This window comes from Streptomyces sp. NPDC002265, from assembly GCF_040296125.1.
Lineage (GTDB): Bacteria > Actinomycetota > Actinomycetes > Streptomycetales > Streptomycetaceae > Streptomyces.
Genome location: NZ_JBEOWS010000015.1, coordinates 1 through 23,578, shown reverse-complemented (window position 1 = coordinate 23,578; position 23,578 = coordinate 1). Strand labels below are relative to the sequence as shown.

20 protein-coding genes are annotated in these 23,578 nt (G+C 73.3%); 8 read left to right on the top strand and 12 right to left on the bottom strand.

Annotation, left to right across the window (positions count from 1 at the left end; all coding sequences use genetic code 11):
- The first annotated feature begins 113 nt into the window (after positions 1–113).
- Positions 114–977: a phosphotransferase enzyme family protein gene (locus ABT085_RS04690; RefSeq protein ID WP_351602059.1), complete on the top strand. Its 864-nt coding sequence runs from the start codon at positions 114–116 to the stop codon at positions 975–977.
- A 140-nt stretch (positions 978–1,117) separates the two neighbouring features.
- Here ABT085_RS04690 and ABT085_RS04685 read toward each other — a convergent pair whose 3' ends face one another.
- Positions 1,118–2,038, bottom strand: a complete 921-nt coding sequence (locus ABT085_RS04685) for a LysR family transcriptional regulator (protein WP_351602056.1) — start codon at positions 2,036–2,038, stop codon at positions 1,118–1,120.
- A 94-nt stretch (positions 2,039–2,132) separates the two neighbouring features.
- Between ABT085_RS04685 and ABT085_RS04680 the strand changes: the two genes are divergently transcribed.
- Positions 2,133–3,173 (top strand): DMT family transporter, encoded by a 1,041-nt coding sequence (locus ABT085_RS04680; RefSeq protein ID WP_351602053.1) that lies wholly within the window; start codon positions 2,133–2,135, stop codon positions 3,171–3,173.
- Positions 3,134–3,634, top strand: coding sequence for a YbaK/EbsC family protein (locus tag ABT085_RS04675; protein WP_351602050.1), 501 nt, complete (start codon positions 3,134–3,136; stop codon positions 3,632–3,634). Before ABT085_RS04680 ends, ABT085_RS04675 begins: the two co-directional genes overlap by 40 nt.
- 13 nt (positions 3,635–3,647) lie before the next feature.
- On the opposite strand, the gene ABT085_RS04670 is transcribed toward ABT085_RS04675, so the two are convergent.
- The 4 genes from ABT085_RS04670 to ABT085_RS04655 form a co-directional block, all read right to left on the bottom strand.
- The gene (locus ABT085_RS04670; protein ID WP_351602047.1) at positions 3,648–4,370 is read right to left on the bottom strand and encodes a 3'-5' exonuclease; all 723 of its coding nucleotides are present in this window, start codon (positions 4,368–4,370) and stop codon (positions 3,648–3,650) included.
- Positions 4,371–4,491: 121 nt separating this feature from the next.
- Complete coding sequence (locus ABT085_RS04665) at positions 4,492–5,760, bottom strand: DUF5919 domain-containing protein (RefSeq protein WP_351602151.1); 1,269 nt, start codon at positions 5,758–5,760, stop codon at positions 4,492–4,494.
- Between the two features lie 72 nt (positions 5,761–5,832).
- The gene (locus ABT085_RS04660; protein ID WP_351602044.1) at positions 5,833–7,152 is read right to left on the bottom strand and encodes a copper amine oxidase; all 1,320 of its coding nucleotides are present in this window, start codon (positions 7,150–7,152) and stop codon (positions 5,833–5,835) included.
- Positions 7,153–7,204: 52 nt separating this feature from the next.
- Positions 7,205–8,017 (bottom strand): Tat pathway signal sequence domain protein, encoded by an 813-nt coding sequence (locus ABT085_RS04655; RefSeq protein WP_351602041.1) that lies wholly within the window; start codon positions 8,015–8,017, stop codon positions 7,205–7,207.
- 180 nt (positions 8,018–8,197) lie between these two features.
- Between ABT085_RS04655 and glgX the strand changes: the two genes are divergently transcribed.
- The 3 genes from glgX (at position 8,198) to ABT085_RS04640 (ending at position 14,426) form a co-directional block, all read left to right on the top strand.
- Positions 8,198–10,333, top strand: a complete 2,136-nt coding sequence (gene glgX / locus ABT085_RS04650; RefSeq protein WP_351602038.1) for a glycogen debranching protein GlgX — start codon at positions 8,198–8,200, stop codon at positions 10,331–10,333.
- Positions 10,334–10,424: 91 nt separating this feature from the next.
- Entirely contained in the window at positions 10,425–12,974 is a 2,550-nt protein-coding gene (gene treY / locus ABT085_RS04645) for a malto-oligosyltrehalose synthase (protein ID WP_351602035.1), read from the top strand.
- A gap of 201 nt (positions 12,975–13,175) precedes the next feature.
- A complete protein-coding gene (locus tag ABT085_RS04640; protein ID WP_351602029.1) occupies positions 13,176–14,426 on the top strand; it encodes a M14 family zinc carboxypeptidase in 1,251 nt (416 codons plus the stop codon).
- A gap of 41 nt (positions 14,427–14,467) precedes the next feature.
- Here ABT085_RS04640 and ABT085_RS04635 read toward each other — a convergent pair whose 3' ends face one another.
- The 3 genes from ABT085_RS04635 to ABT085_RS04625 all read right to left on the bottom strand — a co-directional run bounded on the left by ABT085_RS04635 (position 14,468) and on the right by ABT085_RS04625 (position 17,013).
- Positions 14,468–14,914, bottom strand: coding sequence for an SSI family serine proteinase inhibitor (locus ABT085_RS04635; protein ID WP_351602148.1), 447 nt, complete (start codon positions 14,912–14,914; stop codon positions 14,468–14,470).
- Positions 14,915–14,964: 50 nt separating this feature from the next.
- A complete protein-coding gene (locus ABT085_RS04630; RefSeq protein ID WP_502982626.1) occupies positions 14,965–16,284 on the bottom strand; it encodes a M14 family zinc carboxypeptidase in 1,320 nt (439 codons plus the stop codon).
- Between the two features lie 177 nt (positions 16,285–16,461).
- Positions 16,462–17,013, bottom strand: coding sequence for an FHA domain-containing protein (locus tag ABT085_RS04625; RefSeq protein WP_351602023.1), 552 nt, complete (start codon positions 17,011–17,013; stop codon positions 16,462–16,464).
- A 174-nt stretch (positions 17,014–17,187) separates the two neighbouring features.
- On the opposite strand from ABT085_RS04625, the gene treZ reads away from it, so the two are divergent.
- The gene (gene treZ, locus ABT085_RS04620; protein WP_351602020.1) at positions 17,188–18,933 is read left to right on the top strand and encodes a malto-oligosyltrehalose trehalohydrolase; all 1,746 of its coding nucleotides are present in this window, start codon (positions 17,188–17,190) and stop codon (positions 18,931–18,933) included.
- 168 nt (positions 18,934–19,101) lie between these two features.
- Here the strand turns inward: treZ and ABT085_RS04615 are convergent, their stop codons facing one another.
- The 4 genes from ABT085_RS04615 to ABT085_RS04600 all read right to left on the bottom strand — a co-directional run bounded on the left by ABT085_RS04615 (position 19,102) and on the right by ABT085_RS04600 (position 22,778).
- Positions 19,102–20,082, bottom strand: a complete 981-nt coding sequence (locus tag ABT085_RS04615) for an aminoglycoside phosphotransferase family protein (protein WP_351602017.1) — start codon at positions 20,080–20,082, stop codon at positions 19,102–19,104.
- A gap of 64 nt (positions 20,083–20,146) precedes the next feature.
- On the bottom strand, positions 20,147–21,274 hold the full coding sequence (locus ABT085_RS04610; RefSeq protein WP_351602008.1) for an aminopeptidase P family protein: 1,128 nt from the start codon (positions 21,272–21,274) through the stop codon (positions 20,147–20,149).
- Positions 21,275–21,624: 350 nt separating this feature from the next.
- The gene (locus ABT085_RS04605; RefSeq protein ID WP_351602005.1) at positions 21,625–22,230 is read right to left on the bottom strand and encodes a PDZ domain-containing protein; all 606 of its coding nucleotides are present in this window, start codon (positions 22,228–22,230) and stop codon (positions 21,625–21,627) included.
- Positions 22,231–22,367: 137 nt separating this feature from the next.
- Entirely contained in the window at positions 22,368–22,778 is a 411-nt protein-coding gene (locus ABT085_RS04600) for a Fur family transcriptional regulator (protein WP_351602002.1), read from the bottom strand.
- A gap of 293 nt (positions 22,779–23,071) precedes the next feature.
- Here ABT085_RS04600 and ABT085_RS04595 point away from each other — a divergent pair.
- On the top strand, positions 23,072–23,578 hold a 507-nt coding region (locus tag ABT085_RS04595), incomplete at its 3' end, for a peroxidase family protein (RefSeq protein ID WP_351601999.1).

The following is a 23,578-nucleotide window of genomic DNA, read 5'->3' as shown; positions in this document are numbered from 1 at the left end:
CGACGATCGGCCGGAGCCCTGCGCAGGTCGCGCCGCCGGGCCGGGCAGCCGGTTCCGGCCCGCCCGGACGGCAGGTACGGACACACCGGCGAAGACGAGAGCGGAGGCGGACGATGGACGAGGCACGGGCCCGCGAGGTACTGGCGGCGGCGGGGGTGTCGCCGCGACCGGCCGGGGACGCAGAGCTGCTCGCCCTGGGCGAGAACGCGGTGTTCGCCGTCGGCGGCCTGGTGGTCAAGGTGGGACGCGACGCCGAACTCCTCGAGCGGGCCCGGCGCGAACTGGCCGTCGCGGCCTGGCTCGCCGAGGCGGACGTCCCGGCGGTGCGCGCGGCCGAGCCCCGGGCCGAGCTGGTGTCGGGGCACCCGGTGACCGTGTGGCACCGGCTGCCCGACCCGGTGCGGCCCGCCGAGCCGCGTGATCTGGCCGAGCTGCTCCGGGTCGTCCACGCCCTGCCCTCCCCCGGCTTCGCCCTGCCGCCGCGCGAACTGCTGGGCGGGGTGGAGCGCTGGCTGCGGCTGGCCGGTGACGCGATCGACCCGGCGGACGCGGCGTATCTGCGCGCCCGCCGCGACGGCTTCGCGTCCGCCGCGGCGGCGCTCGTGCCGCAGCTGCCGTCCGGCCCGATCCACGGCGACGCGCTGCCGCGCAACGTGCACATCGGGCCGCAGGGTCCGGTCCTGGTCGACCTGGAGACGTTCTCCGCCGATCTGCGCGAGCACGACCTGGTGGTGATGGCTCTCTCCCGGGACCGCTACGGGCTGCCGGCCGAGGCGTACGACTCCTTCACCGCGGCCTACGGCTGGGACGTGCGCACCTGGGCGGGCTGCTCGGTGCTGCGCGGCGCCCGGGAGACCGCGAGCTGCGCCTGGGTCGCGCAGCACGCGCCGAGCAACCCCAAGGCGCTCGCCGAGTTCCGCCGCCGGGTGACGTCGCTGCGGGACGGGGACGAGTCGGTGCGCTGGTATCCCTTCTGAGACGCTCTGAGGCGTGGGCCTGAGACACGGGCCTGAGGCGTGGGCCTGAGACGTCGGGCCAAGGGCGTGGGGCCCGGGGCGGGAGATCCGCCGGCGCCGGGGCGGGGATGACCCGGTGACCGGGGACGGGAACGGGGACGTCAACCGTCGGACGGCCGGGCGTCGCGGTCCTGGATCGTGCGGGCGGCGCGGCGCAGTTCGGCCAGGACCGTGCGGACCGCCGTACGGGCCGTGCGCTCGGGCCGGCACAGGACGTCGATGTGCCGGCTGGCCTGGACACCGCTGAGCGGGCGCAGCACCAGGGCCGGGTGCGGGCGCATGGTCAGGCGGGGCAGCAGCGCGATGCCGCCCCCGGCGGCGACGGCCTCGGCGACCACCGTGAACTCGTTGATGCGGTGCACCAGCCGGAGCCTGCGGCCGGCCGCCGCGGCGATCGCCTCCACGGTCGCCAGGACGGGGAAGCCGTCGTGCGCGGTGATCCACGGTTCGCCGGCCACGTCGAGCGGTGTCACCCGCTGTTTCGCCGCGAGCGGATGGCCGACGGGCATCGCCACGTCGAGCGGCTCGCGCAGCAACGGGGTCACCGTCACCGTGCGCGGCCACGGCGGGGCGTGGTCGAGCCGGTGGGCGACTACGAGGTCGTACTCGCGGGTCAGCCGCGGGAAGTCCTCCTGCGGCACGTCCGCGTCCGCGCAGGCGAGTGCGGGTCCGCCGGGACCGGCACAGGCCCTGAGCAGCATCGGGAACAGGGCCAGGCCCGCGCTGTGGAACGCCGCCACCGACACCTCGCCGTCCGGTCGGCCGACGAACTCCGCCACCGTGTGCCGGGCCCGGGCCAGCGCGGTCTCCACCTCGACGGCCGCGCCCGCCAGCGCCTGGCCCGCGTCGGTGAGAGCCAGCCGCCGGCCCTGGCGCTCGGTGAGCGGCACCGGGACCGAGCGCTGGAGCAGTCGCAACTGCTGCGAGATCGCCGAGGGGGTCACCAGCAGCGCCTCGGCGACCGCGGTGACGCTGCCCAGCTCGCCGAGCTCCCGCAGGATCCGCAACTGCCGTTCGTCCATTTTCCCAGTCTAGAGCCATAGTGAAGGACTCCTAAAAGATCATTTTAGAAACTGGTTCTGGGCTTCAGGGATGTCCGCGGTGCACGGTGGGCGGGTGTCCGAAGCCCGCCGTACCGATGCGGTACTCCTCCTGGTCGCGCTCGTCTGGGGATCCAGTTATCTGTCCGCCCAGACCGCCGTCTCCGCGCTGCCCGTGCTCACCGTCCTGTTCGCGCGGTACGCGCTGTCCTCGGTGGCCTGTCTGGGGGTGATGGGGGCCGGCCGCCGCGGACCGCGCCGGTGGACCCGCGACGAGGTCCGGGCGGGGGTGCCGCTGGGGCTGACCCAGGCCATGGTGCTGGTGGTGGAGACGTACGGGGTCGCCCACACCAGCGCCGCCAACGCGGGCCTGATCATCAGCCTGGCCATCGTCCTCACCCCGCTGCTCGACCGGTCGGGTCACCCCGGCGGGCTGCCGCCCGCCTTCTACGCCGCCGCCGGTGTCTGTGTCCTGGCCGTCGGTCTGCTGATGTCGGACAACGGCTTCCAGGCGCCGCGCCTCGGTGATCTGCTGATGCTGGCCGCGGCCGGGCTGCGGGCGGTGCATGTGGCGCTCGTCGGCCGGTTCACCGCGCGCCGGGCCGTCCGGCCCCTGCAGCTGACCACGCTCCAGACGCTGGTCGGCACGGCGCTGTTCCTGCCCGCTGCCGCCGTCACCGGGCTGTCCGGGCTGGTCCGGGCCGACGGCGCGACCTGGACGCAGCTGCTGTATCTCGCGCTGTTCTGCAGTGTGTTCGCGTTCCTCGCGCAGACCTGGGCGGTGCAGCGCACCTCCGCCAGCCGGGCCAGCCTGCTGCTGGGCACGGAGCCGGTCTGGGCCGCGCTGGTCGGTGTCGTCCTGGGCGGCGAGCACCTCGGCCCGCTCACCGGTCTGGGCGCGGCCCTGATGGTGGCCGGCACCTACTGGGGCCAGTCGGTGGAACGCGCCCACCGCGCGCCGACTCCGGCACCGGACCGGGAATCCGGCCCCGACCCCGCTCCTCTCCGTGTCCCCGGCCACGGTCCCGACCCCGTTCCCGCCCACGACGCCCAAGCCCGCGCCCAGGAGGACCCCTCGTGCCGAACCACGACAGCCACGACACCTACGACCGTCTGATCGCCCTGCTCGACACCGCCCGGGTCGGCTACCGGCTCATCGACCACGAACCCGAGGGCGGCACCGACGCCGTGTGCGCGCTGCGCGGCCACTCGGCGTCCGAGGCGGCGAAGTGCATCGTCCTGCGGGTGAAGGTGGACCGGCGCACCACACGGCACGTGCTCGCGGTGGTCCCCGGGGACCGGCGGGTGGACCTGGACGCCGTACGGGAGCTGTTCGGTGCGCGCTATGTCGGCTTCAGCGACGCGGAGACCGCCGAGCGGCTGGCCCGCTCCGTGCCCGGCACGGTGCTGCCGTTCGCCTTCGACCCCGGGCTCGAACTCGTCGCCGACCCGGATGTCGTCACCCAGTCGCAGCTGTACTTCAACGCCGCCCGGCTGGACCGCTCGCTGGTGATCTCCGGCGAGGACTACGCGAGGCTCGCCGAGCCGCGTGTGGAGCGCATCGCGAGCCCCGCCTGACCCGGGCGGCCGCTCAGACCCGGTGCTCCGCCGGTTCCCGCAGCGGCCAGGTGCCGTCCACGACCGCCTCCGCGTCGCCCTTGCGGCGCAGGAAGCTCTGGAAGTCGGCCGCCCATTCGGCGTACCACTCGATCTGGCGGCGGTGCAGCTCCGCCGGACCGAGCGCCGCCACCTTGGGGTGCCGCTCCGCTATCGCGCAGGCCAGCCGGGCCGCGGCGAGGGCGTCGGCGGCGGCGTCGTGCGCGGCGTCGAGGACGACGCCGTACTCCGCGCAGACCGCCTCCAGGTTGCGCTTGCCGCGGCGGTAGCGGTCGACCCGTCGGTCGATGGTGTACGGGTCGATCACCGGGGCGGGGTCGAGGCCGCCGAGCCGGTCGCGCAGGGACGGCAGCCCGTGCCGGCGCAGTTCGGCGGAGAGCAGGCTCAGATCGAAGGCCGCGTTGTACGCGACGACCGGGACGCCGGTCTTCCAGTAGGTCGTCAGGACGTCCGCGATCGCGTCGGCGACCTGGTCGGCCGGCCGGCCCTCGGCGCTCGCGCGTTCGTTGCTTATGCCGTGCACGGCGACCGCGTCCGCCGGGATCTCCACGCCCGGGTCCGCCAGCCACTCGCGCCGCCCCAGGAGCTGTCCGCCCCTGACCTCGATCACGGCCCCCGTGACGATACGTGCCTCCCGGGGATCCGTCCCCGTGGTCTCCAGGTCGAAGCCGATCAACAGCTCGCGGTGCCAGGCCATGATGGCCCCCCTTCTCGGTGGTGCTTTCCCCCTGTGCTCCACACGATCGCACGCGCCACTGACAATCCGAGGACCGCGTTCCGCCTCCCCGCCCGGGCCGGCCGCCCCCACAACGGACAGTTCAGGACACTGGCCGTGAATCGGTCCAAGCGAGCTCGAACTCCTCGCGGTACGCCGAGAAGAGGCCGCCTTCGTCCACTTCGCCCGACTTGACCACCCGGTTGCCGTTGCGCAGCACCAGCACCGGCGCCTCCATGCCCCGGGTGCGCCGCAGATAGGACTGCACGACCGCGACGCCGTCCGAGCCGTCACCGTCGACGAGGTAGGCGGTGAAGCGCGGGGTCTCGTCGTAGACCTGGATCTGGAAGGCGTCCGGGTCGCGCAGCCGGGAGCGGACCCGGCGCATGTGCAGGATGTTCATCTCCACGGCCCGGCTGAGCTCGCTGCGTTTCAGGCCGAGCTCGCGCTCGCGGCGCTTGACCGCGCTGGAGGCCGGGTTCAGGAACAGCAGCCGCACCCGGGCGCCCGCCTCGGCCAGCCGCACCAGGCGCCGCCCGGAGAAGTTCTGCACGAGCAGGTTGAGGCCGATGCCGATGGCGTCGAGCCTGCGGGCACCGCCGAAGATGTCCTCGGCAGGGAACCGGCGCAGCAGCCGCACCCGGTCGGAGTGGACGGCGACCACGTCCGCGTAGCGGTCGCCGACCAGGTCCTCGACCGCGTCGACGGGCAGCCGCCGGGCGGAGGGCACGTCGCCGCCGGGGGCGAGCATCTCCAGGAGCCGGGCGGAGGCCCGCTCGGCCTGGTTCAGGACGGCCTCGGACAGGGCCCGGTTGCGGGAGACGACGTTGCGGGTGACTTCCAGTTCGTCCAGGGCGAGTTCGACGTCCCGGCGCTCGTCGAAGTAGGGCTCGAAGCACGGCCAGTGCTGCACCATCAGCTCGCGCAGCTGGGGCAGCGTGAGGAAGCTGATCACGTTGTCGTCGGCCGGGTCGAGGAGATAGCCCTTGCGGCGGCTGACCTCGCGCACGGCGACCGCGCGCTGCACCCACTCCTGGCCGGCGGGCCCGGCCGCGGCGACCACCCACTCGTCGCCGTGGACGGGTTCGTAGACGGGACGCAGGACGGCCGCCACGACCGCGCGCAGTCGCTGTTCGACGAGGTTCAGCCAGATGTAGGCCCGGCCGGCCCGCTGGGCGCGCGTACGCACCTCCCGCCAGGCGTCGGCGTCCCAGTCCAGCTCCGGCCCGATGGAACCGGTGCCCATGGGCCGCGCCAGCGACACCGTGCCGGGCGGGACTTCTGCCGAGTTCCCCTCGTGACCCTCGTCACCAGGGGGCAACTCAAGCCCTCCCGAGCCCACCCGCGCACCGCCTTCCGCTCCCCCGAGCATCCCCGTCCCAACGATCAAGGAAGGGTACTCCGGGAGCGGTCGGCGGTGCAGCCGGATGGCCATGGTCGTTTCTCAACTACGGGGTTCCACTTGACCGTTCTGCCCCGCGAGGGCGGCCGGAGTGAGCGGATTCATAGCGGTCACGTCCCTGGGTGCGATGGAGAAGCCCTGCCAGTGGACGGGCATGGGCTGCTGGTCCTCGTCCCGGGCAATGTGGTGGAAGCCCACGTTCACCCATACGACGGGGTGGGTGAGGGTCTGTCCGTTGACCCAGGTGTCGACCGACTTCCCGTGCCCGGCGCCGCAGTTGAGCGGATTGTTGCTCGCGTACTGCTCGCACTTGTTGTACTCGGTGAAGTACACGTCGTGCTTGGTGAAGGCGCGGCCCGGGTACTTGGCGGTGGGCCCGGGGACGAGCTCGTAGGAACGCGCGTGGCCGTCCTTGTTCTTGCCGGTCGCGCTGACGACCCGCCACCAGCGCATGTCCTTGGCGTCGCCCGCGAGTTCCTTGGTGACGTTGGTGCGGGTGGTCTTGTTGGTCGGGCCCTGTCCGCCCGCGGCGGGCGGACTGACGACCGAGTCGTACTGCTCGACGCGGCCCTTGGAGGAGCCGTCGAGGCCGAAGTCGAGCCGCCAGAACACGTTGTGGCTGTGGCTGGTGGCGTAGGCCCTGGCGCCCTTGCCGAGCGGCCAGCCGCGGCCGTCGCCGGCGTCGTAGTCGTAGGGCGAGAGACTGCCGGTGGCGCCGACGTTCATGTTGACGGTGCCGTCGTCCTGGAACCGCCATTCCGTCATGTACTCGTACCAGCCGACCTTGTTGACCGTGTAGACGAGCAGGTCCTTGCCCTGCGCCTGGTACACCTTGTTGCCGGTGTCGGCCTGCATGCGGTAGGCGTGTCCGCGCGAACGGGTCGTGGTGCACAGGCCCTTGACGTTCGGGTGCGCGGGGTCCATGCCGTCGGGCACCTTGACCGACCGGATGGTGCCGCCGGGGCACTCGGCGGGGGCCAGGTTCACCAGTCCTGAGCCGAAGTTGTAGTCGGTGACGTCGTTGAACTCGTTCTTGCCGTCGTCGTAGGGCACATGGATCTGGGCGAGCTTGGCGCTGTTGAGGACCTTGATCGGAGCGGCCTCGCCGGGCGGCTGGTAGGAGACGTCCTCCAGGACCAGCCCGGACCTGCTCTCGAAGCGCCAGCACATGCGCCAGGTCGTGCCGCTGGCGAGCTTCTGTTCGATCCGGAAGGCGGTGCTGCAGGCCGGCGCCGGCGCCGTGGGGGCCGTCTTCGGCCGGGCGGCCGCCGGTCCCGCGGCGGTCGTCACTCCGGCGGCCAGCGCCACCAGGGACAGTCCCACCGCCGCGGTGCGGGCACGGCCGATTCTGTTCACGCGCATGAGGAAATGACTCCCTTGAGGAGGTGGTTTTGCGGGCTGGACGCGGCGTGCCTCAGCGGGCGAGCGAGGCGACCTTGCGGGCGCTCAGGTCGATGACGAGCGACCTGGCGTCGATCCACGGCCCGTTCTTGACCTTCGGGAACAGCCGCACACAGCGGTGCTCGCCGCACTTGCCGAGCACGGCGGACCGGGCACCCGGCGTGGCCCGGTAGACCATGCCGGTGATCAGCAGCTGGTCCGGCGAGGTCAGCTCCTGGCCCGTGGCGTCCTTGTAGTCCGCCTTCAGGCCCGCGCCCGCCGGATCGGCGATCAGCAGCCGGGCGGCCTCGGTCTGTTCGTCCCGGCTCAGCGGCGGCTGGACACCGTGCTGGGTGCCGGTCCGCTCCACCTTCCCGGTGTCCAGGTTCACGGTCCGGGTGACGAGCGTGTCGTCGCGGTAGTCGTAGAACGTGACGTCCGCGCGGCGCGGCGCGTCCGGGTCGTCGAGTTCCGCGGTCTCCGGCTCGGCGAGGTCGACGCCGATGCGCTGCGGGCCGCGTCCGCCCGTCACGTTCTCCCCCGCGGCGAGCGACTGTCCGCCCAGCGCGATCCGCTCGACCCGCTTCGTCTCGTCGTCGGTCAGCGGGTCCCGGCCCGTGCCCTTGGCCCCCTCGGCCGGTGCCGGTGCCACGACCCCCGGCGCGACCGTGGCGCCGCCCTGGCCGGCGGCCGCCTGCCGGGCCGACTGCCCGCCCTTGCCCGCTCCCGTCTCGTCCGCCCCCGCCGTGCCCGGCAGGGTGATCGCGGCCGCGACGGCGGTCCCCACCACCGCCATGGCCGCACCGGCCACCACCTTTCCCAGGTGGCGGTGCACTATTTCGCGCACGTGTTCCCCCTACTCCCCCAAAGCACCGGGAGTAACTGTTTGCCCCGATTGTTCGGCATACGTCGTATGCACTGGTCGGACGGTAAGAGGGGCGTAAGTCACAGGTGGTTCCATCACTTTCGGGCAGACTCGGGACCAAGGCGCCCCCAGCGCCGCCGTCCACCTGAAAGAGTCGTGTCCATGCAGGTCTGGCCTGGAGAGGCGTACCCACTCGGTGCCACGTACGACGGCGCCGGCACCAATTTCGCGGTCTTCACGGAGGCCGCCGACCGAGTCGAGCTGTGTCTGCTGCACGACGACGGCTCGGAGACGGCGGTCGAACTGCGCGAGAGCGACGCGTTCGTACGGCACGCGTACGTGCCCGGCGTCATGCCGGGCCAGCGGTACGGCTTCCGGGCGCACGGCCCGCACGCCCCCGAGCGCGGACTGCGCTGCAACTCGGCGAAGCTGCTGCTCGACCCCTACGCGAAGGCGGTCAGCGGCTCGGTCCGGTGGGGTGAGGAGGTGTACGGCTACCACTTCGGCAGCCCCGACCGGCGCAACGACCTGGACTCCGCGCCGCACACGATGACCTCGGTCGTGGTCAACCCGTACTTCGACTGGGGCGACGACCGGCGGCCGCGCACCGAGTACCACCACACGGTGATCTACGAGGCCCATGTCAAGGGCCTCACGATGCGTCACCCGGCGCTGCCCGAGGAACTGCGCGGCACCTACGCGGCGCTCGCCCATCCCGCCGTCATCGACCACCTCACCTCGCTCGGGGTCACCGCGCTGGAGCTGATGCCGGTCCATCAGTTCGTCAACGACCACCGCCTGGTGGACATGGGCCTGAACAACTACTGGGGCTACAACACGATCGGCTTCTTCGCCCCGCACAACGCCTACGCCTCCTGGGGCGACCGCGGGCAGCAGGTCCTGGAGTTCAAGTCGGCGGTACGGGCACTGCACGAGGCCGGCATCGAGGTGATCCTCGACGTGGTCTACAACCACACCGCCGAGGGCAACCATCTGGGTCCGACGCTGTCCTTCCGGGGTCTGGACAACCCGTCGTACTACCGGCTGGCCGACGATCCCCGCTACTACATGGACACGACGGGCACGGGGAACTCGCTGCTGATGCGGTCCCCGCACGTGCTCCAGCTGATCATGGACTCGCTGCGCTACTGGGTCACCGAGATGCACGTCGACGGCTTCCGCTTCGATCTGGCGGCGACGCTGGCGCGGCAGTTCCACGAGGTGGACCGGCTGTCCTCGTTCTTCGACCTGGTGCAGCAGGACCCGGTGGTCTCCCAGGTCAAGCTGATCGCCGAGCCCTGGGACGTCGGCGAGGGCGGCTACCAGGTGGGCAACTTCCCGCCGCTGTGGACCGAGTGGAACGGCAAGTACCGCGACACCGTGCGGGACCTGTGGCGCGGCGAGCCCCGCGCGGTCGCGGAGTTCGCCTCGCGGCTGACCGGCTCGTCCGACCTGTACCAGGACGACGGACGGCGCCCGCTGGCCTCGATCAACTTCGTGACCTGCCACGACGGCTTCACCCTGCACGACCTGGTGTCGTACGACGACAAGCACAACCACGCCAACGGCGAGGACAACCGGGACGGCGAGAGCCACAACCGGTCCTGGAACTGCGGGGTGGAGGGCGAGACGGACGACCCCGCCGTGCTGGCGCTGCGGGAACGCCAGATGCGCAACTTCGTCGCCACGCTGATGCTCTCCCAGGGCGTGCCGATGATCAGCCACGGCGACGAGGTCGCGCGCACCCAGCGCGGCAACAACAACGCCTACTGCCAGGACAGCGAGCTGGCCTGGGTGAAGTGGCCCGGCACCGACACCGACACCGACACCGACGCCGGGGACGGCGGGCTGCTGGACTTCACCCGGGCGCTGGTGCGGCTGCGCAAGGACCATCCGGTCTTCCGCAGGCGGCGCTTCTTCCACGGCCGGCCGGTGGAGGGCACCCACGACGAGCTGTCGGACATCGCCTGGTTCACCCCGGAGGGCAAGGAGATGACCCAGCGGGACTGGGACTCGGCGCAGGCGTCGGCGCTCACCGTGTTCCTCAACGGCAACGCGATCTCCGAGCCGGGCCCGCGCGGGGAGCGCATCGCCGACGACTCCTTCCTGCTGATGTTCAATGCCTCGGCCAAGCAGCTGGAGTTCGTGGTTCCGGTCGACCACGGGCAGCAGTGGCAGGTCGTGGTCGACACGGCCCTCCCGGAGGGGGTGGCGCCGCAGACGGGCGAGAAGGTGCGGGCCGGGGACCGGCTGCCCCTGCTCGACCGCAGCCTGACGGTCCTGCGGCGGCCCACCTAGACGGACCGCGGGCGGCGCTCCGGCGGGGGCGTACGGGCGGAGCCGGGTGCGGCGATGACACGAAAGGCCGCGGGGCGGGTACGTAGGTGCCATGACACCTGAGCGACCCGACCCGACGGTGCCCACCGCCACCTACCGGTTGCAGCTGCAGCCCGAGTTCCCGTTCGGGGCAGCGGCGGAGGTCGTGCCGTACCTGGCCTCGCTCGGCGTCTCGCATGTGCACCTGTCGCCCGTCCTGGAGGCCGTGCCGGGCTCGACGCACGGCTACGACGTCGTCGACCACGCGCGCGTACGGGACGAACTGGGCGGCGAGGACGGGCTGCGCGCGCTGTCGCGCACCGCGCGCGAGCACGGTCTCGGCCTGGTGGTGGACATCGTGCCCAACCACATGGCCATGGCTCCCCGGTACAACCGGGCCTTGTGGGAGGTGCTGCGGGAGGGACCGAAGTCGCCGTACGCGCGCTGGTTCGACATCGACTGGGAGGCACAGGACGGGCAGGTGCTGCTGCCCGTGCTCGGCGGACCGCTCGGCGCGGAGATCGGGCACCTGGAGGTCGACGGCGACGTCCTGCGCTACCACGACCAGGTGCTGCCGCTGCGGGAGGGCACCGAGGAGCTGCCTCTGCCGCAGCTCCTGGACGCCCAGTGGTACCGCCCCGCGTGGTGGCGGCTGGCCCGTACCGAGCTCAACTACCGGCGTTTCTTCAGCATCTCCGAGCTCGTCGGGGTACGGGTGGAGGACCCGGAGGTCTTCGAGGCCACCCACGCCAAGATCCTCCAGCTGCTCCACGAGGAGGTGGTCGACGGCCTGCGGGTGGACCACCCCGACGGGCTCGCCGACCCCGACGGCTATCTGGCGCGGCTGCACGAGGCGACCGGCGGCCGCTGGACGGTCGTGGAGAAGATCCTGGCGGACGGGGAGCAACTGCCCGCCTCCTGGCCCGTGGCCGGCACCACCGGCTACGACGCCCTGCGGCACGTCGACGGCCTCTTCACGGATCCGGCGGGGACCGGGGAACTCCTGGCCCACTACCGACGGTTCGCGGCCCCGCAGACCGACCGGGGCGGCGACTGGGCGGCGACGGTACGGCGGGCCGCCTACCGGGTGCTGTCGCACGAGCTGGCCGCCGAGGTCGACCGGCTGACCCGGGTCGCGGTCCGGGTGTGCGCGACGGCACCGGACCCCGCGCTGCGCGACCGGGCGCCCTGGGCCCTGCGGACCGCGCTGCGGGAACTGCTCGTCCGGCTGGAGGTCTACCGGCCCTACGCCTCGGGCGACGCGGCGGCCGTCGTCACCGAGACGGCCGCGGCCGAGGCCCTGCGCGCCTTCGTCGTGCCCGAGGAGGGCGGTGCGGTCGATGTCGTACGGGATCTCGTACTCGGACGGCACGGGGACGGGCCGGGTCAGGCCGAGTTCCGTACGCGCTTCGCGCAGACGGCGTCCGCGCTGCGCGCCAAGTCCGTCGAGGACACCGCGTTCTACCGCTATGTGCCGCTGCTGTCGGGGACCGAGGTCGGTGCCAACCCCGGGCGTCCGGCCGTGTCCCCGGCGGACTTCCACGCCCACTGCGCACGCGTGCAGCGCGACTGGCCGGTCGGCGGCAGCGTGGTGACGACCCATGACACCAAGCGCAGCGCCGATGTCCGGGCGGCCCTCGCCGTGCTGACCGAGTGCCCCGGGCCCTGGGCCGACCTGCTGGCCGAGTTGACCCCCGACAGCGACGGCGGCCCGGACCCCCAGCTGGCGTGGGCGGCCTGGCAGACGGTGTTCGGGCTCGGGCCCGCAGCTCCGGAACGTGTCGACCAGGCGCTGCTGAAGCAGGTGCGGGAGGCCGGCCTGTACACGAGCTGGACCGAGCAGGACCCCTCGTACGAGGAACGCGTGGCACGGTTCGTCGCGGTGGGGCCCTGCGGGGCGCCGGGCGAGCGGGTGGCCGCCTTCCGGGACGCCCTGGAGCCGCATCTGCGCGCGAACGTGCTGGGTACGGCCCTGGTCCATCTGACGATGCCCGGCGTCCCCGATCTGTACCAGGGCACGGAGGCCGAGTACCGGGCGCTGGTCGATCCGGACAACCGGCGGCCGGTGCGGTTCCCGCCCGCGGATCCCGGGGAGAAGGGCGCGCTGACCGTGGCCGCGCTGCGGCTGCGCAGGCGGCGGCCCGAGCTGTTCGGGGACGCGGCGACGTACGCCCCGCTGGCCGCGCGGGGCTCGGCGGCGGCGCACTGTGTGGCGTTCGTCCGCTCGGCGACGGTCGTGACGGCGGCGACCCGGCTGTCGCTGCGGCTCACCGAGGCGGGCGGCTGGCGGGACACCCTGCTGTCCCTGCCGCCCGGGCGGTGGGCCGATCTGCTGGCGCCCGGCCGGGAGTTCGCGGGGCACACGCGCGTGGCGGACCTCTTCGCCGAACGGCCGGTGGCGCTGCTGGAACGGATCGACACGGAGCAACCGGCCGGAGCGGCGGGCACGACGGAACCGGCAGAGACGGCGGAGACGGGGGCGGCGGCAGAGACGGCGGAGACGGGGGCGGCGGAGGAGGCGGCAGAGACGCCGGCGACGGCAGGCACGGCAGAAGCGGCAGGGACGGCCGAGGGGGCCGCCGGCGAGGGCGGCGCGGGCGAGGGCGGCGCGGGCGAGGTGTGACGGTCGGCGCGGACGGGCTGCGGCGGGCCGGGGAGCGCCGGGGCCGGGTCGGACCCCGGCCGGCGGAGCGCGGGGATCCGGCGGAGATCCGGGAGATCCGGCGGGGAAGCGGACGATCCGAGGAGGGCCCGCCGCGCGTCCTTGACAGTCCACAGAGTCCATGGGGTACTGCGGATGCGAAGCAGGGCGGACCTATCGGGGGTGAGTCTCCTGCCGGAGCAGCGTTACCCCAGCGTTCCCGAACTGGTCGAGTCCGCGGCGGCGTTGGCCGCCCACCGGCCCGGCCTGTGCACGCTGCGGCAGGTGGGCGTCTCGCGTGGTGGCCGACCGCTGCATCTGCTGTCCATGGGCCACGCCCGGCGCGCCGTCCTCGTCGTCGCGGGGGCCCACGCGAACGAACCGGTCGGCGGTTCCACGCTGCTGGCCCTCGCCGCACGGGTGCTGCACGACCAGGAGCTGCGGGCCGACACCTCCTGGCACTTCCTGCTGTGCGCGGACCCCGACGGGGCGAGCCTGCACGTGACGCCGACGCCACGCAGTCTGTTCGACTACCACCTCGGCTTCTTCCGGCCCGCCGGACCGGAGCAGCCGGAGTGGTCGCCGTCCGTGCTGCCGCCCGACCGGCTGCCGCCCGAGACCCGCACCCTGACCAGGGTCATCGACGAGCTGCGGCCCTATCTCCAGATCTCCCTGCACGGCACCGACCTGGGCGGCAGCTGGATACAGCTGACGAAGGACATCCCCGGCCTGGCGGAGCCGTTCGCCAAGTCCGCGGCCGAGCTGCACATCCCGGTGGAGACGGGCGCCTCCGACGCCGCGGGCTGGCCGGCCAGCGGGCCCGGGGTGCATGTGATGCCCGCGCCCGGCGCGGGCGCCGCGTACCCGAGCATGCCGGACGACGCACGGCACAGCACCTGGTACCACGCCCACCAGTACGGCGGTCTGACGGCCGTCGTCGAGGTGCCGATGTGGGCGAGCGACCTGGTGGACGACCGTGCGCCGCACCCGGCTCCCGCGGCCGCGATCCGGCGCCTGGCGGCCCGGCTGCGGCGCGACGCCGCGGAGGTGGATCAGGTGCTCGCCGAGGCCCTGCCTCGTCTGCCCGGTGTGGACGGGCCGCTGCTGCGGGCCGCGCGCTGGGTGCTGGAGCTGGTGCCGGGCCTGGTCGAGGACTGGATCCACACGCCGCCGGCCGACACCACGATGGCGTACGTCGGCAGCGTCGACGCGTTCGCCCGCCGGCTGCCGATGCGTTCGGCGGCGATGCTGCTGCGGGTCCTCCAGGAGAACGACGACCGTGCGGCGCCGCGTCTCGAACAGCTCGTGGCGGCCTGGAGCGAGGCCTTCGCGGTACGGTTCCGCGCCCGCTGGGTGCCTTTGGAGCACCAGGTCGAGCACCAGTCCCGTACCGTCGTCGCGGCCGCGCTGCACGCGCGCGACCGCGACGGGTGAGACGGCCCGCGCCACGCACCCCGGTCACTGGTGCCGCGGCACTAGTCCAGCGCGAACACCGGGCCGGTCCACGCGGCCAGCACGCAGGAGTTGGCGAAGGTCCGCGTGAACTCGACCGGCCGCCCGCCCCACTCCCCGCGCGCGTGAGCGGTCACCGGGGCGTACACCATCGTGCAGAAGCCGTCCGCCGGCGTGAGGGCGCCGATGTCGCCCTTCGCCGAGGCGAGCCGCGCGCAGGCCTGTGCGGCGTGCGCGTGCCCCCGGGGCGGGTCGCACAGCAGCAGGGCGCCGCGGGTGTCACCCGGGCGGGCGCCGTCGCCCCGGGTGACGGTGAGCACGAGCCAGTCGCCCGAGCGGACGTCCCGGGCGGCCGCCGGAGCCGACGCGCCGACCGCGAGCAGGGCGGTGGCCGTCAGGAGGGCGCCGCGCGCCGCGTACGCCGTACGTGCCCTGTTCCCCTGGTACGGCGCGTGCCGGTCGTGACTCATGCGGTCCGCGTGCCGGTCGTGCTTCGTGTGCGTCGCGTGGTTCGTGTGCGTCATTCAAGAGGCATCGGCACGGCCGTCTCCTGACACCAGTCCCGCTCACCCGAACGGGACTCCTCGCGCGCGTGCGCCGCGGCCAGCTCGAACGTGGCGAGCACCACGCGCGACTGGTACTCCACCTGGCGGGCGACCGGGATCCAGCGGGCCCCGCAGCCGTCGCGGTAGTCGGCGCACCACTCGTCGATGACCCGGTCCAGCTCCTCCAGCGCGTCGTCCGGATCGCCGTCGGCGCCCCGCACCAGCTGGTGCAGCAGCCCCGCCGTACGCAGGGCGAGCCGCCGTCCGGCGATCCGCAGGGCGGCGAGATGGGCGGCGCGCAGGACCGGCAGGGGGCGTCCCTCACGGATGTCGGGGTCCCACGCGTCGGCCAGGCCGGGACAGACCAGTAAATAGTCGTCGACCGGTGCGAGCAGGCGCGCCACGTCCGGTGAGTCCCCGAGCCGGGGCCGGACCCGGGCGAGGATCAGGTCCAGGAGCCCGGCGTCGTGGCGCAGCGTGCGGCTGACCGTGCGCAGCGCCTCGTCCGGGTCGGCGGGCCGGGAGCCGTCCTCGACGCCGGCCACGCCCCACATGGGGGCCTCGATCACGGCGGTGACCGTGCCGTGCCGGTGCGGGTGGAACCAGGTGGACTCGACGGCGGCCTCGGTGATGGCCGCGGCCAGGTCGCCCCGGCTCGGCGGCGGGATCCGGTAGACGGCGGGACCGAGTCCGGGCCAGTACAGGGTGTCGTAGGGACCGAGTTCGCGCGGGATGCCGAGCCGGGCCGCGGTGTGCGCGAGGCGCCGGTCCAGGCCCGGCAGGTCGCGGGTCAGCTCGACGAAGCCGCCGCCGACGTCGACACCGTGCAGGGAGCACTGGAAGAAAGGTTTCAGTTCGTCCTGGACGCTCAGCAGCGCACGCGTCTCGGGGAGCGTGGCGGCCTCCGCGCCGTCGGGCAGCCACTCGGGCTGTTCGAGGAAGCCGGGACGGAAGAAATTCCGGAAATAGTTGCCCAGGGTGTAAGGGCCGGACAGCCAGCCCTCGTTGCGGCGTAGACCGTCGGGGTCCAGGCACAGCAGCAGGTTCCAGGTGGTGTCCGCGCCGTCGGCGAGGCGGGGTTCGGCCAGGACGCGTTCGGCCACGCGCAGCGCGGTCGCGCCGCCCACCGGCTCGTTTGCGTGCGGTCCGGCGACCACCAGGGCCTGGCGGGTGCCGTGCCCGACGGACAGCAGCCACAGGGGTGTTCCCGCGCGGGACGTCCCGATCCGGCGCAGCCGGGCGTCCTGGGGGCGTCGGGCGACGAGTGCGGCGGCCCGGGTGCCCAGTTCGTCCACGGTCGGGTAGCGGAGGAGTGGCGGCAGGGCACACCTCCACAATGTGGTGCCGTCGGTTCACCTGGTGTACATGGTGTAAGCACAGTCAGTCATGGCTCGCCGGGTACGTCAACACCGCGGTACGCAAGGGAATGCACGATCTGACGGCAGGGCGGCGCCCGCGTCGGTCCGGGGCCCTCAGTCGGCCGCGAGCCGGAACGCGATGCTCCCGAAGCCGATCTGGTCGCCCTCGCGGACGACGGCCGCGCCGATCACCCGGCGCCCGTTCACCGTCGTGCCGTTGGTCGAGCCGAGGTCGCGCAGCACCCACATGCCGCCCTGGCGGCTGAGTTCGGCGTGCACGCGCGAGACCGTCTCATGGGTGAGCCGCAGTCCGCTGGCGGGGTCCCGGCCTATCCGCAGCGCGTGCGAGGCTCCCGGGTGCGGCAGCAGCAGCTTGGGCAGCTTCTCGGCCTGCCAGGCCCGGCGCAGTCGTACGGTGAAGCCCGAGACCGCCTCGACGGTGCCGAACACCGCGCGCGCGAAACGGCTCTCCGTGGGCAGGTCGGCGGTGAGCGCGGCGAGTTCGTCGGAGCGGCGCGCGGCCAGCGCCAGTTCCATGCGCCGGACGAAGGTGTCGTGCGAGAGCCGCCCCTTGGCGGCGCCGTCGCGCAACACCTCCAGCGCCCGGTCGCGCTCCGCGTCGGACAGCCGCGCGGGGTACGTGTGGAACTCGAAGGACGACGTCACGCTCGTGATTGTCGGTCAGTGAACCCCGGGTGTCCAGAAAACACAGAAACGGCTCTCCCGTGTGTGCACCTGGACGACACCCCCCGCAAAAGGGAGCATTCAAAGGCGGATTGATCGTGTTTGAAGGACCATGGACGGGCTACATCACGGTGAGCAGACGAAGGGGAACCGTCCGTGCAGTTCGAGGTGTGGGCACCGCAGGCCGACCGGGTGACGCTCCATTGCGGCGGAGTCACGCGCGCGTTGGAACGCGATCCGGCGCGCGGCGGCTGGTGGAGCGGCGAGGCGAAGGCGGCCGACGGCACGCGGTACGGGTTTGCGCTGGACGACGGCCCCGTGCTGCCCGATCCGCGCTCCCGCCGCCAGCCCGACGGCCCGGACGGGCTGAGCGCCGTCGTCGATCACGGGCGGTACGCCTGGCACACCGAGTGGGCCGGCCGTCCGCTGCCGGGGGCCGTGCTGTACGAGCTGCACGTGGGCACGTACACGCCGGAGGGCACCCTCGACGCGGCCGCCGAGCGGCTCGGCCATCTGGTGGAACTGGGGATCACCCACGTCGAGTTGATGCCCCTGTGCCCCTTCCCCGGCCGGCACGGCTGGGGGTACGAGGGGGTGTCGCTGTGGGCGGTGCACGAGCCGTACGGCGGCCCCGAGGCGCTGCGCAGGTTCGTGGACCGGGCCCATGGGCTCGGGCTCGGGGTGATCCTGGACGTGGTGCACAACCATCTGGGCCCGTCGGGCAATCACCTGCCCGCGTTCGGCCCGTACTTCACCGACCGGCACCACACCCCCTGGGGTGCCGCGGTCAACCTCGACGGGCCCGGCTCGGACGAGGTGCGCGCCTTCCTGCTCGGCAGCGCGCTGGCGTGGCTGCGGGACTACCGGATCGACGGGCTGCGGCTGGACGCGGTGCACGCGCTGGCGGACACGCGCGCGTGCCACTTCCTGGAGGAGCTGTCGCGGGCGGTGGACCATCTCGGCGCCGACACGGGCCGGCCGCTGTTCCTGATCGCCGAGTCGGACCTGAACGACCCGCGCGTGGTCACCGCGCGCGCGGAGGGCGGCCTCGGCCTGCACGCGCAGTGGAGCGACGACTTCCACCACGCCCTGCACACCGCGCTGACCGGCGAGTCCCAGGGCTACTACGCGGACTTCGCGCGCGCCCCGCTCGCGGCCCTGGCCAAGACGCTCACCGGCGGCTTCTTCCACGACGGCACGTACTCCAGCTTCCGGGGCAGGCACCACGGCCGCGCCCTGGACCGCGGCCGGGTGGCCGCGCACCGGCTCGTCGGCTACAGCCAGACCCACGACCAGGTCGGCAACCGCGCCCAGGGCGACCGGCTGGCGGCCGTGCTCTCCCCCGGGCTGCTGGCCTGCGCCGCGGCGCTGACCCTGACGGCCCCCTTCACGCCGATGCTGTTCATGGGCGAGGAGTGGGCGGCGGGCACGCCCTGGCAGTTCTTCACCGACCACACCGATCCCGAACTCGCCGAGGCGGTACGCCGGGGCAGGCGCCGGGAGTTCACGGCGCACGGCTGGGCCGAGGAGGACGTGCCCGATCCGCAGGACCCGGCGACCCGCGACCGCTCCTGTCTGGACTGGTCCGAGCCGGAGCGCCCGCCGCACGCGCGGGTACTGGACTGGTACCGCCGTCTCGTCGCCCTGCGGCACACCCATCCGGACCTCACCGACCCCGACCTCGCGGACACGAAGGTGGCGTACGACGAGGAGGGCCGCTGGCTCGCCTTCCGCCGCGGTGACGTACGCGTGGCGGTGAACCTCGGCAAGGAGCCGGCGGCGATCCCGCTGGGCACCCGCCCGGCCCGGGTGCTCGCCGCGTGGGAACCGGTGGAGCAGCCGGGGACGGACGGGGTCCTGCTGGTGCCCGGGGAGTCGTGCGTGGTGCTGGAACAGAGCTGAGTGCTGCCGGAACAGAGCTGACGGAGCGGGCGGGGCAGCCGCCCGGGAGCCGGGACACGGCCCCGGAGGTCCGGTCTCGCGGAGACCCCGTCTCGCGGAGGCCCGGTCGCGCGGAGGCCCGGTCGCCGCCTGGGGGTCTTGTCCGCGACTTCGGGGCTCGGCGGCGCGTCAGGGCTGTTCCGTGTCGTCCGGACCCTCCTCGCGGAACTCCGTCACGCGCTCCAGCAGGATCGCCTCCCAGGCGCGGCGCAGCTGCGTGCGCAGCAGCGGCAGCGGACTGTCGCTGCGGCCGTCCAGCCGTTCGGCCAGCGCGAGGACCGTGTCGCAGCGGGCCAGCCACAGGCCGCGCAGGCAGCTGCGGGCGCCGTAGCCGGCGAGGGTCGCGGCCCGCACGGCGGCGGGGGAGCCGACGGCGAGCGCGAGTCCGGCGATGTCCTCCGCGGGGTCGCCGACGACCGCGTGGGTCCAGTCCAGGACCCCGCGCACCCGGCCGTCGGCACTGACCACGAGGTGCTCGCCGCGCAGACCGTGGTGGACGAGGACGGCCGTGCCGGGCTGGGCGGCGAGCTGGGCCGCCCCCTGCGGGGTGAGCTGGTGCAGCAGAGCGGCGTCGAACTCGTCGGTGGCGCGCAGGAGTTCTGCGGCCGGTACGGCCATCCGGCGCAGCGCCTCCAGCGAGCGGGCCGGGGCGTGCGGTACGCCGAGGATCTCGATCTGCCGGGCCGGCACCTCGCGCATCCCGGTGAGCAGCCCGGCCAGGTCGGCCTCGCCGACGGCCGACACCTCGTGCTCCTCGGCGGTACCGCCGGGCACCTTGGTGTCCAGCGTGTAGGCGAGTCCGGGCGCCCAGTCGCCGTGCGCCGCGCTGACGGGTACGGCGACCGGGACATGGGGGCGGACGAGATCGCGCAGGCGCAGTTCACGACGGCGCCGGGCGGTCGCCTCACGGTCGGTGGCGAGCCGCAGCACATGGCGGGAGCCGACCCACCACGTGGTGGACCCGGTCTCGGCGACGGGCCGGACGTCGGGTCCGGCGGCGTCCCGCGCGCCGGTGCCCGCCTCGGCCGTCGTGCCCTCCTCGCCCTCCTTCGTCAGGGAACGGACCAGTCGGCGGACGGTGTCCGCGGTCGGTGTCGGTGCCTGGGTCATGGGCCGCGCCGTCGCTCGGGGGTGTCGTCTCACGGGTTTCCTGGAGGTCCTGCGGACCGGGCCGTCAGTCCACGACGACCATCTCCCGGGTCGTGTCGTTGAGGCGGCGGCCGCCGTCCTCGGTCACCGTCACGATGTCCTCGATGCGCACCCCGAAGCGGCCGGGCAGGTAGATGCCGGGTTCGACGGAGAAGCACATGCCGGGGACCAGGGGCTGTTCCTCGCCCTCGATCATGTACGGCGGCTCATGGGTGGTGACGCCGATGCCGTGGCCGGTGCGGTGGATGAAGTACGGGCCGTACCCGGCGTCCTCGATGACCTTGCGGGCGGCCCGGTCGACCTCCTGGCAGGCGACACCCGGCCGCACGGCCCGGACGCCCGCCTCCTGGGCCGCGCGCACGAGGTCGTGGACCGTCCGTTCCTCGTCGGTGGGCTCGCCCACGTGGACCGTGCGGCTGGTGTCGGAGCCGTAGCCGTCCTTGAGGCCGCCGAAGTCGAGGACGACCATGTCGCCGCGCTCGATGACCCGGTCGCCCACCTCGTGGTGCGGGTTGGCGCCGTTCGGTCCCGAGGCGACGATGGTGAAGTCGACCTGGGAGTGACCGTGGCGGCGCAGCAGGCCCGCGAGGTCGGCGGCGACGTCGGACTCCCGGCGGCCGGCGAAGCGGACGTCGCGGATCTCCTCGAACGTCGCGTCCGCGGCCGCGCCCGCGGCGGCCAGCAGCTCCAGCTCCGCCGGGTCCTTGACGGCGCGCAGCATCGGCAGGTCGTCGGTGAGGGAGACGTACGAGGTGCCGGGCAGCGCTCTTTGCAGGGCGAGCAGATGCAGCGCCCAGGCGTTGTCGCTGATCCCGAAGGTTCCGGTGGAGTCGAGGAGGCCCGCGGTGAGCGCGTAGGGGTCCTTGCCGTCGGTCCAGTCGCGCAGCGCCAGGACGGGCGCCCCCGTGGCCTTGGCGGCGTCGGGGGCCTCCAGGGTGGGGACGACGAGGACGGGATCCTGACCGGCGGCGAGGACGAGCAGGGTGAGCCGCTCGGTGGCCGCGGGCGGCGCGTACCCGGTGAGCCAGACGAGGTCGGGGCCCGGTGCCACCAGGAGCCCGGCCAGCCCGGCTTCCGCCGCGGCGCCGGCGGCCCGGTCCATCCGGGCTCTGTAGTCGTCGGCGGTGAAGCGCGCGGCCGTGCTGCCGGTCATCCGGGCCTCCCTGGGCGGACGAAGAGGGACTACGGGCAGCATCCTGCCCGGCCGGAGGGGCCCGCGCGAGCCGGTCGGCCCACACTCGTCCACCGTGTTCCGGCGGGAGCCACCGCTCGACCTTCCCCCACCCACCGCCGACCCGGCGCGCGCCCGAGGCCGCACCCGGTCCGGTCCTGCCCGCGCCGACCGTGCCGCGTCGACCTGACCGTGTCCGCCGGTCGGCTCGTACGGCGAGATCCGGTCGGCTCGTACGGCGAAATGCCGAGGCAGCGACGTCGGACAGCACGTCGTCGGACAGCACGTCGTCGGACAGCGCGTCATCAGACAACACGTCGTCGGACAGCGCGTCAGGTGACGACACCCGGGACGGCCCTCAGCCGCTGGTGGCCACCGTTGTGGTGCCGGACGGTCAGGGTGACCTCCCGGCCGGGGCGGGCGCGGGCGACGGCGTGCGCGAGGTCGGCCGCCGAGCCGATCCGGGTCCGGCCGAAGGCGAGCAGCACGTCTCCGCGGACCAGCCCCGCCCGGTACCCGGGGCCTGGGACGTGGACGCCGACGACCAGCGCCCCGGGCCGGCCGGCGTCGACCGCCTCGACGCCGAGGGTCGCCGTGGGAGCGGTGGGCGGCAGGGATGCCGGTGCCACCGGCGACACGGCGGCACCGGAGCGGCCCGCGGCGGGCTCGGGGCCGGCTGTTCCCGGGCCGTGGGAGCCCGCCGCCCTGCGCTGGAGCTCGGCGAGCTTGCCCATGCTGATCACCGTGGCCCCCACCGTCCCGAGTCCCACCCCGGACAGCACCAGCGCCGTCCCCAGGAGCAGGCCGGACAGCAGGGTCGTGAGCCGTCGGCCGCGACGGCGCGCGGTACGCGGGCGCCGGGTGCCGTCCTCGGGCCCGGCAGCGCCCGGCGGCTTCCGCCCGGGCATCGGTTTGGGACGCAACGCGGTCTCTTCCATGGATCGCCTCCGCCTGGTGCTCTACCCGGAGCACCGGCGTGGGACGAGACACGAACGAGTGAGACTGACCGGGGCCCGGGGACGGGCATCATCCGGTCGACGTGCCCCGCACCCCGCTCACCCCACTCGGACAGACCCTAGGCGCAGGCGGGGCACAGTCCCCGGTAGGTGACCTCGACCTCGGAGACCGTGAAGCCGAACCGTTCCACCGCCGGAAGGTCGGCCAGCGGGTCGCCGGTGGGATGGACGTCGCGGATGGTGCCGCAGTTGGAGCACACGAGGTGATGGTGCGGCCGGTGCGCGTTGGGGTCGTACCGCTTGGCGCGGCCGTCGGTCGAGACCTCTATGACCTCGCCGAGGGTGACCATCTCGCCGAGCGTGTTGTAGACGGTCGCGCGGGAGATCTCGGGCAGCCGCTGGGCAGCACGGGCGTGCACCTCGTCAGCGGTGAGGTGCACGTGGTCGCCGTCGAGGACCTCCGCAACGACACGCCGCTGGGAGGTCATCCGCCAGCCACGGCCTCGCAGTCGCTCCAGCAGGTCACTCATATCGGTTCACCTATTCACGTTCGGTGGGACACCCGGGATTTTACCAGTGGACATCCGGGTTCCTATCGGATATGGGTTTAGTGTGCTTCTTGACTAAGACTCTGTCCATTGTAGGATCGGATCAGGCGCTGGCCAAGGGACAGAAGGACACCAGCACGACAGGAGCGGAGGCAGTGACTGTGCGAGGCTTTTCTCGCGCTCACCGCAGCTCTACGGGAGTCGGTGTCCCGTACGTCCCTCCTCCCGCGGCCCCTGAGCACAGTGATCCGCCCATCCGGAAGGATTCCCATCCCATGTCCGAGAACCACGACGCAATCGTCACCGACGCGAAGTCCGGGGGCGCAGGTGGTTGCCCGGTTGCGCACGAGCGCGCCGCGCACCCGACGCAGGGCGGTGGAAACCGCCAGTGGTGGCCGGAACGGCTCAATCTGAAGATCCTTGCCAAGAACCCCGCCGTGGCGAACCCGCTCGGCGAGGACTTCGACTACGCCGAGGCGTTCGAGAGCCTCGACCTCGCCGCCGTGAAGCGGGACATCGCCGAGGTGCTCACGGACTCGCAGGACTGGTGGCCGGCCGACTTCGGCAACTACGGCCCGCTCATGATCCGGATGGCCTGGCACAGCGCGGGCACCTACCGGATCAGCGACGGCCGTGGCGGCGCGGGCGCCGGGCAGCAGCGCTTCGCCCCGCTCAACAGCTGGCCGGACAACGGCAACCTCGACAAGGCCCGCCGTCTGCTGTGGCCGGTCAAGAAGAAGTACGGCCAGAGCATCTCGTGGGCCGACCTCATGATCCTCACC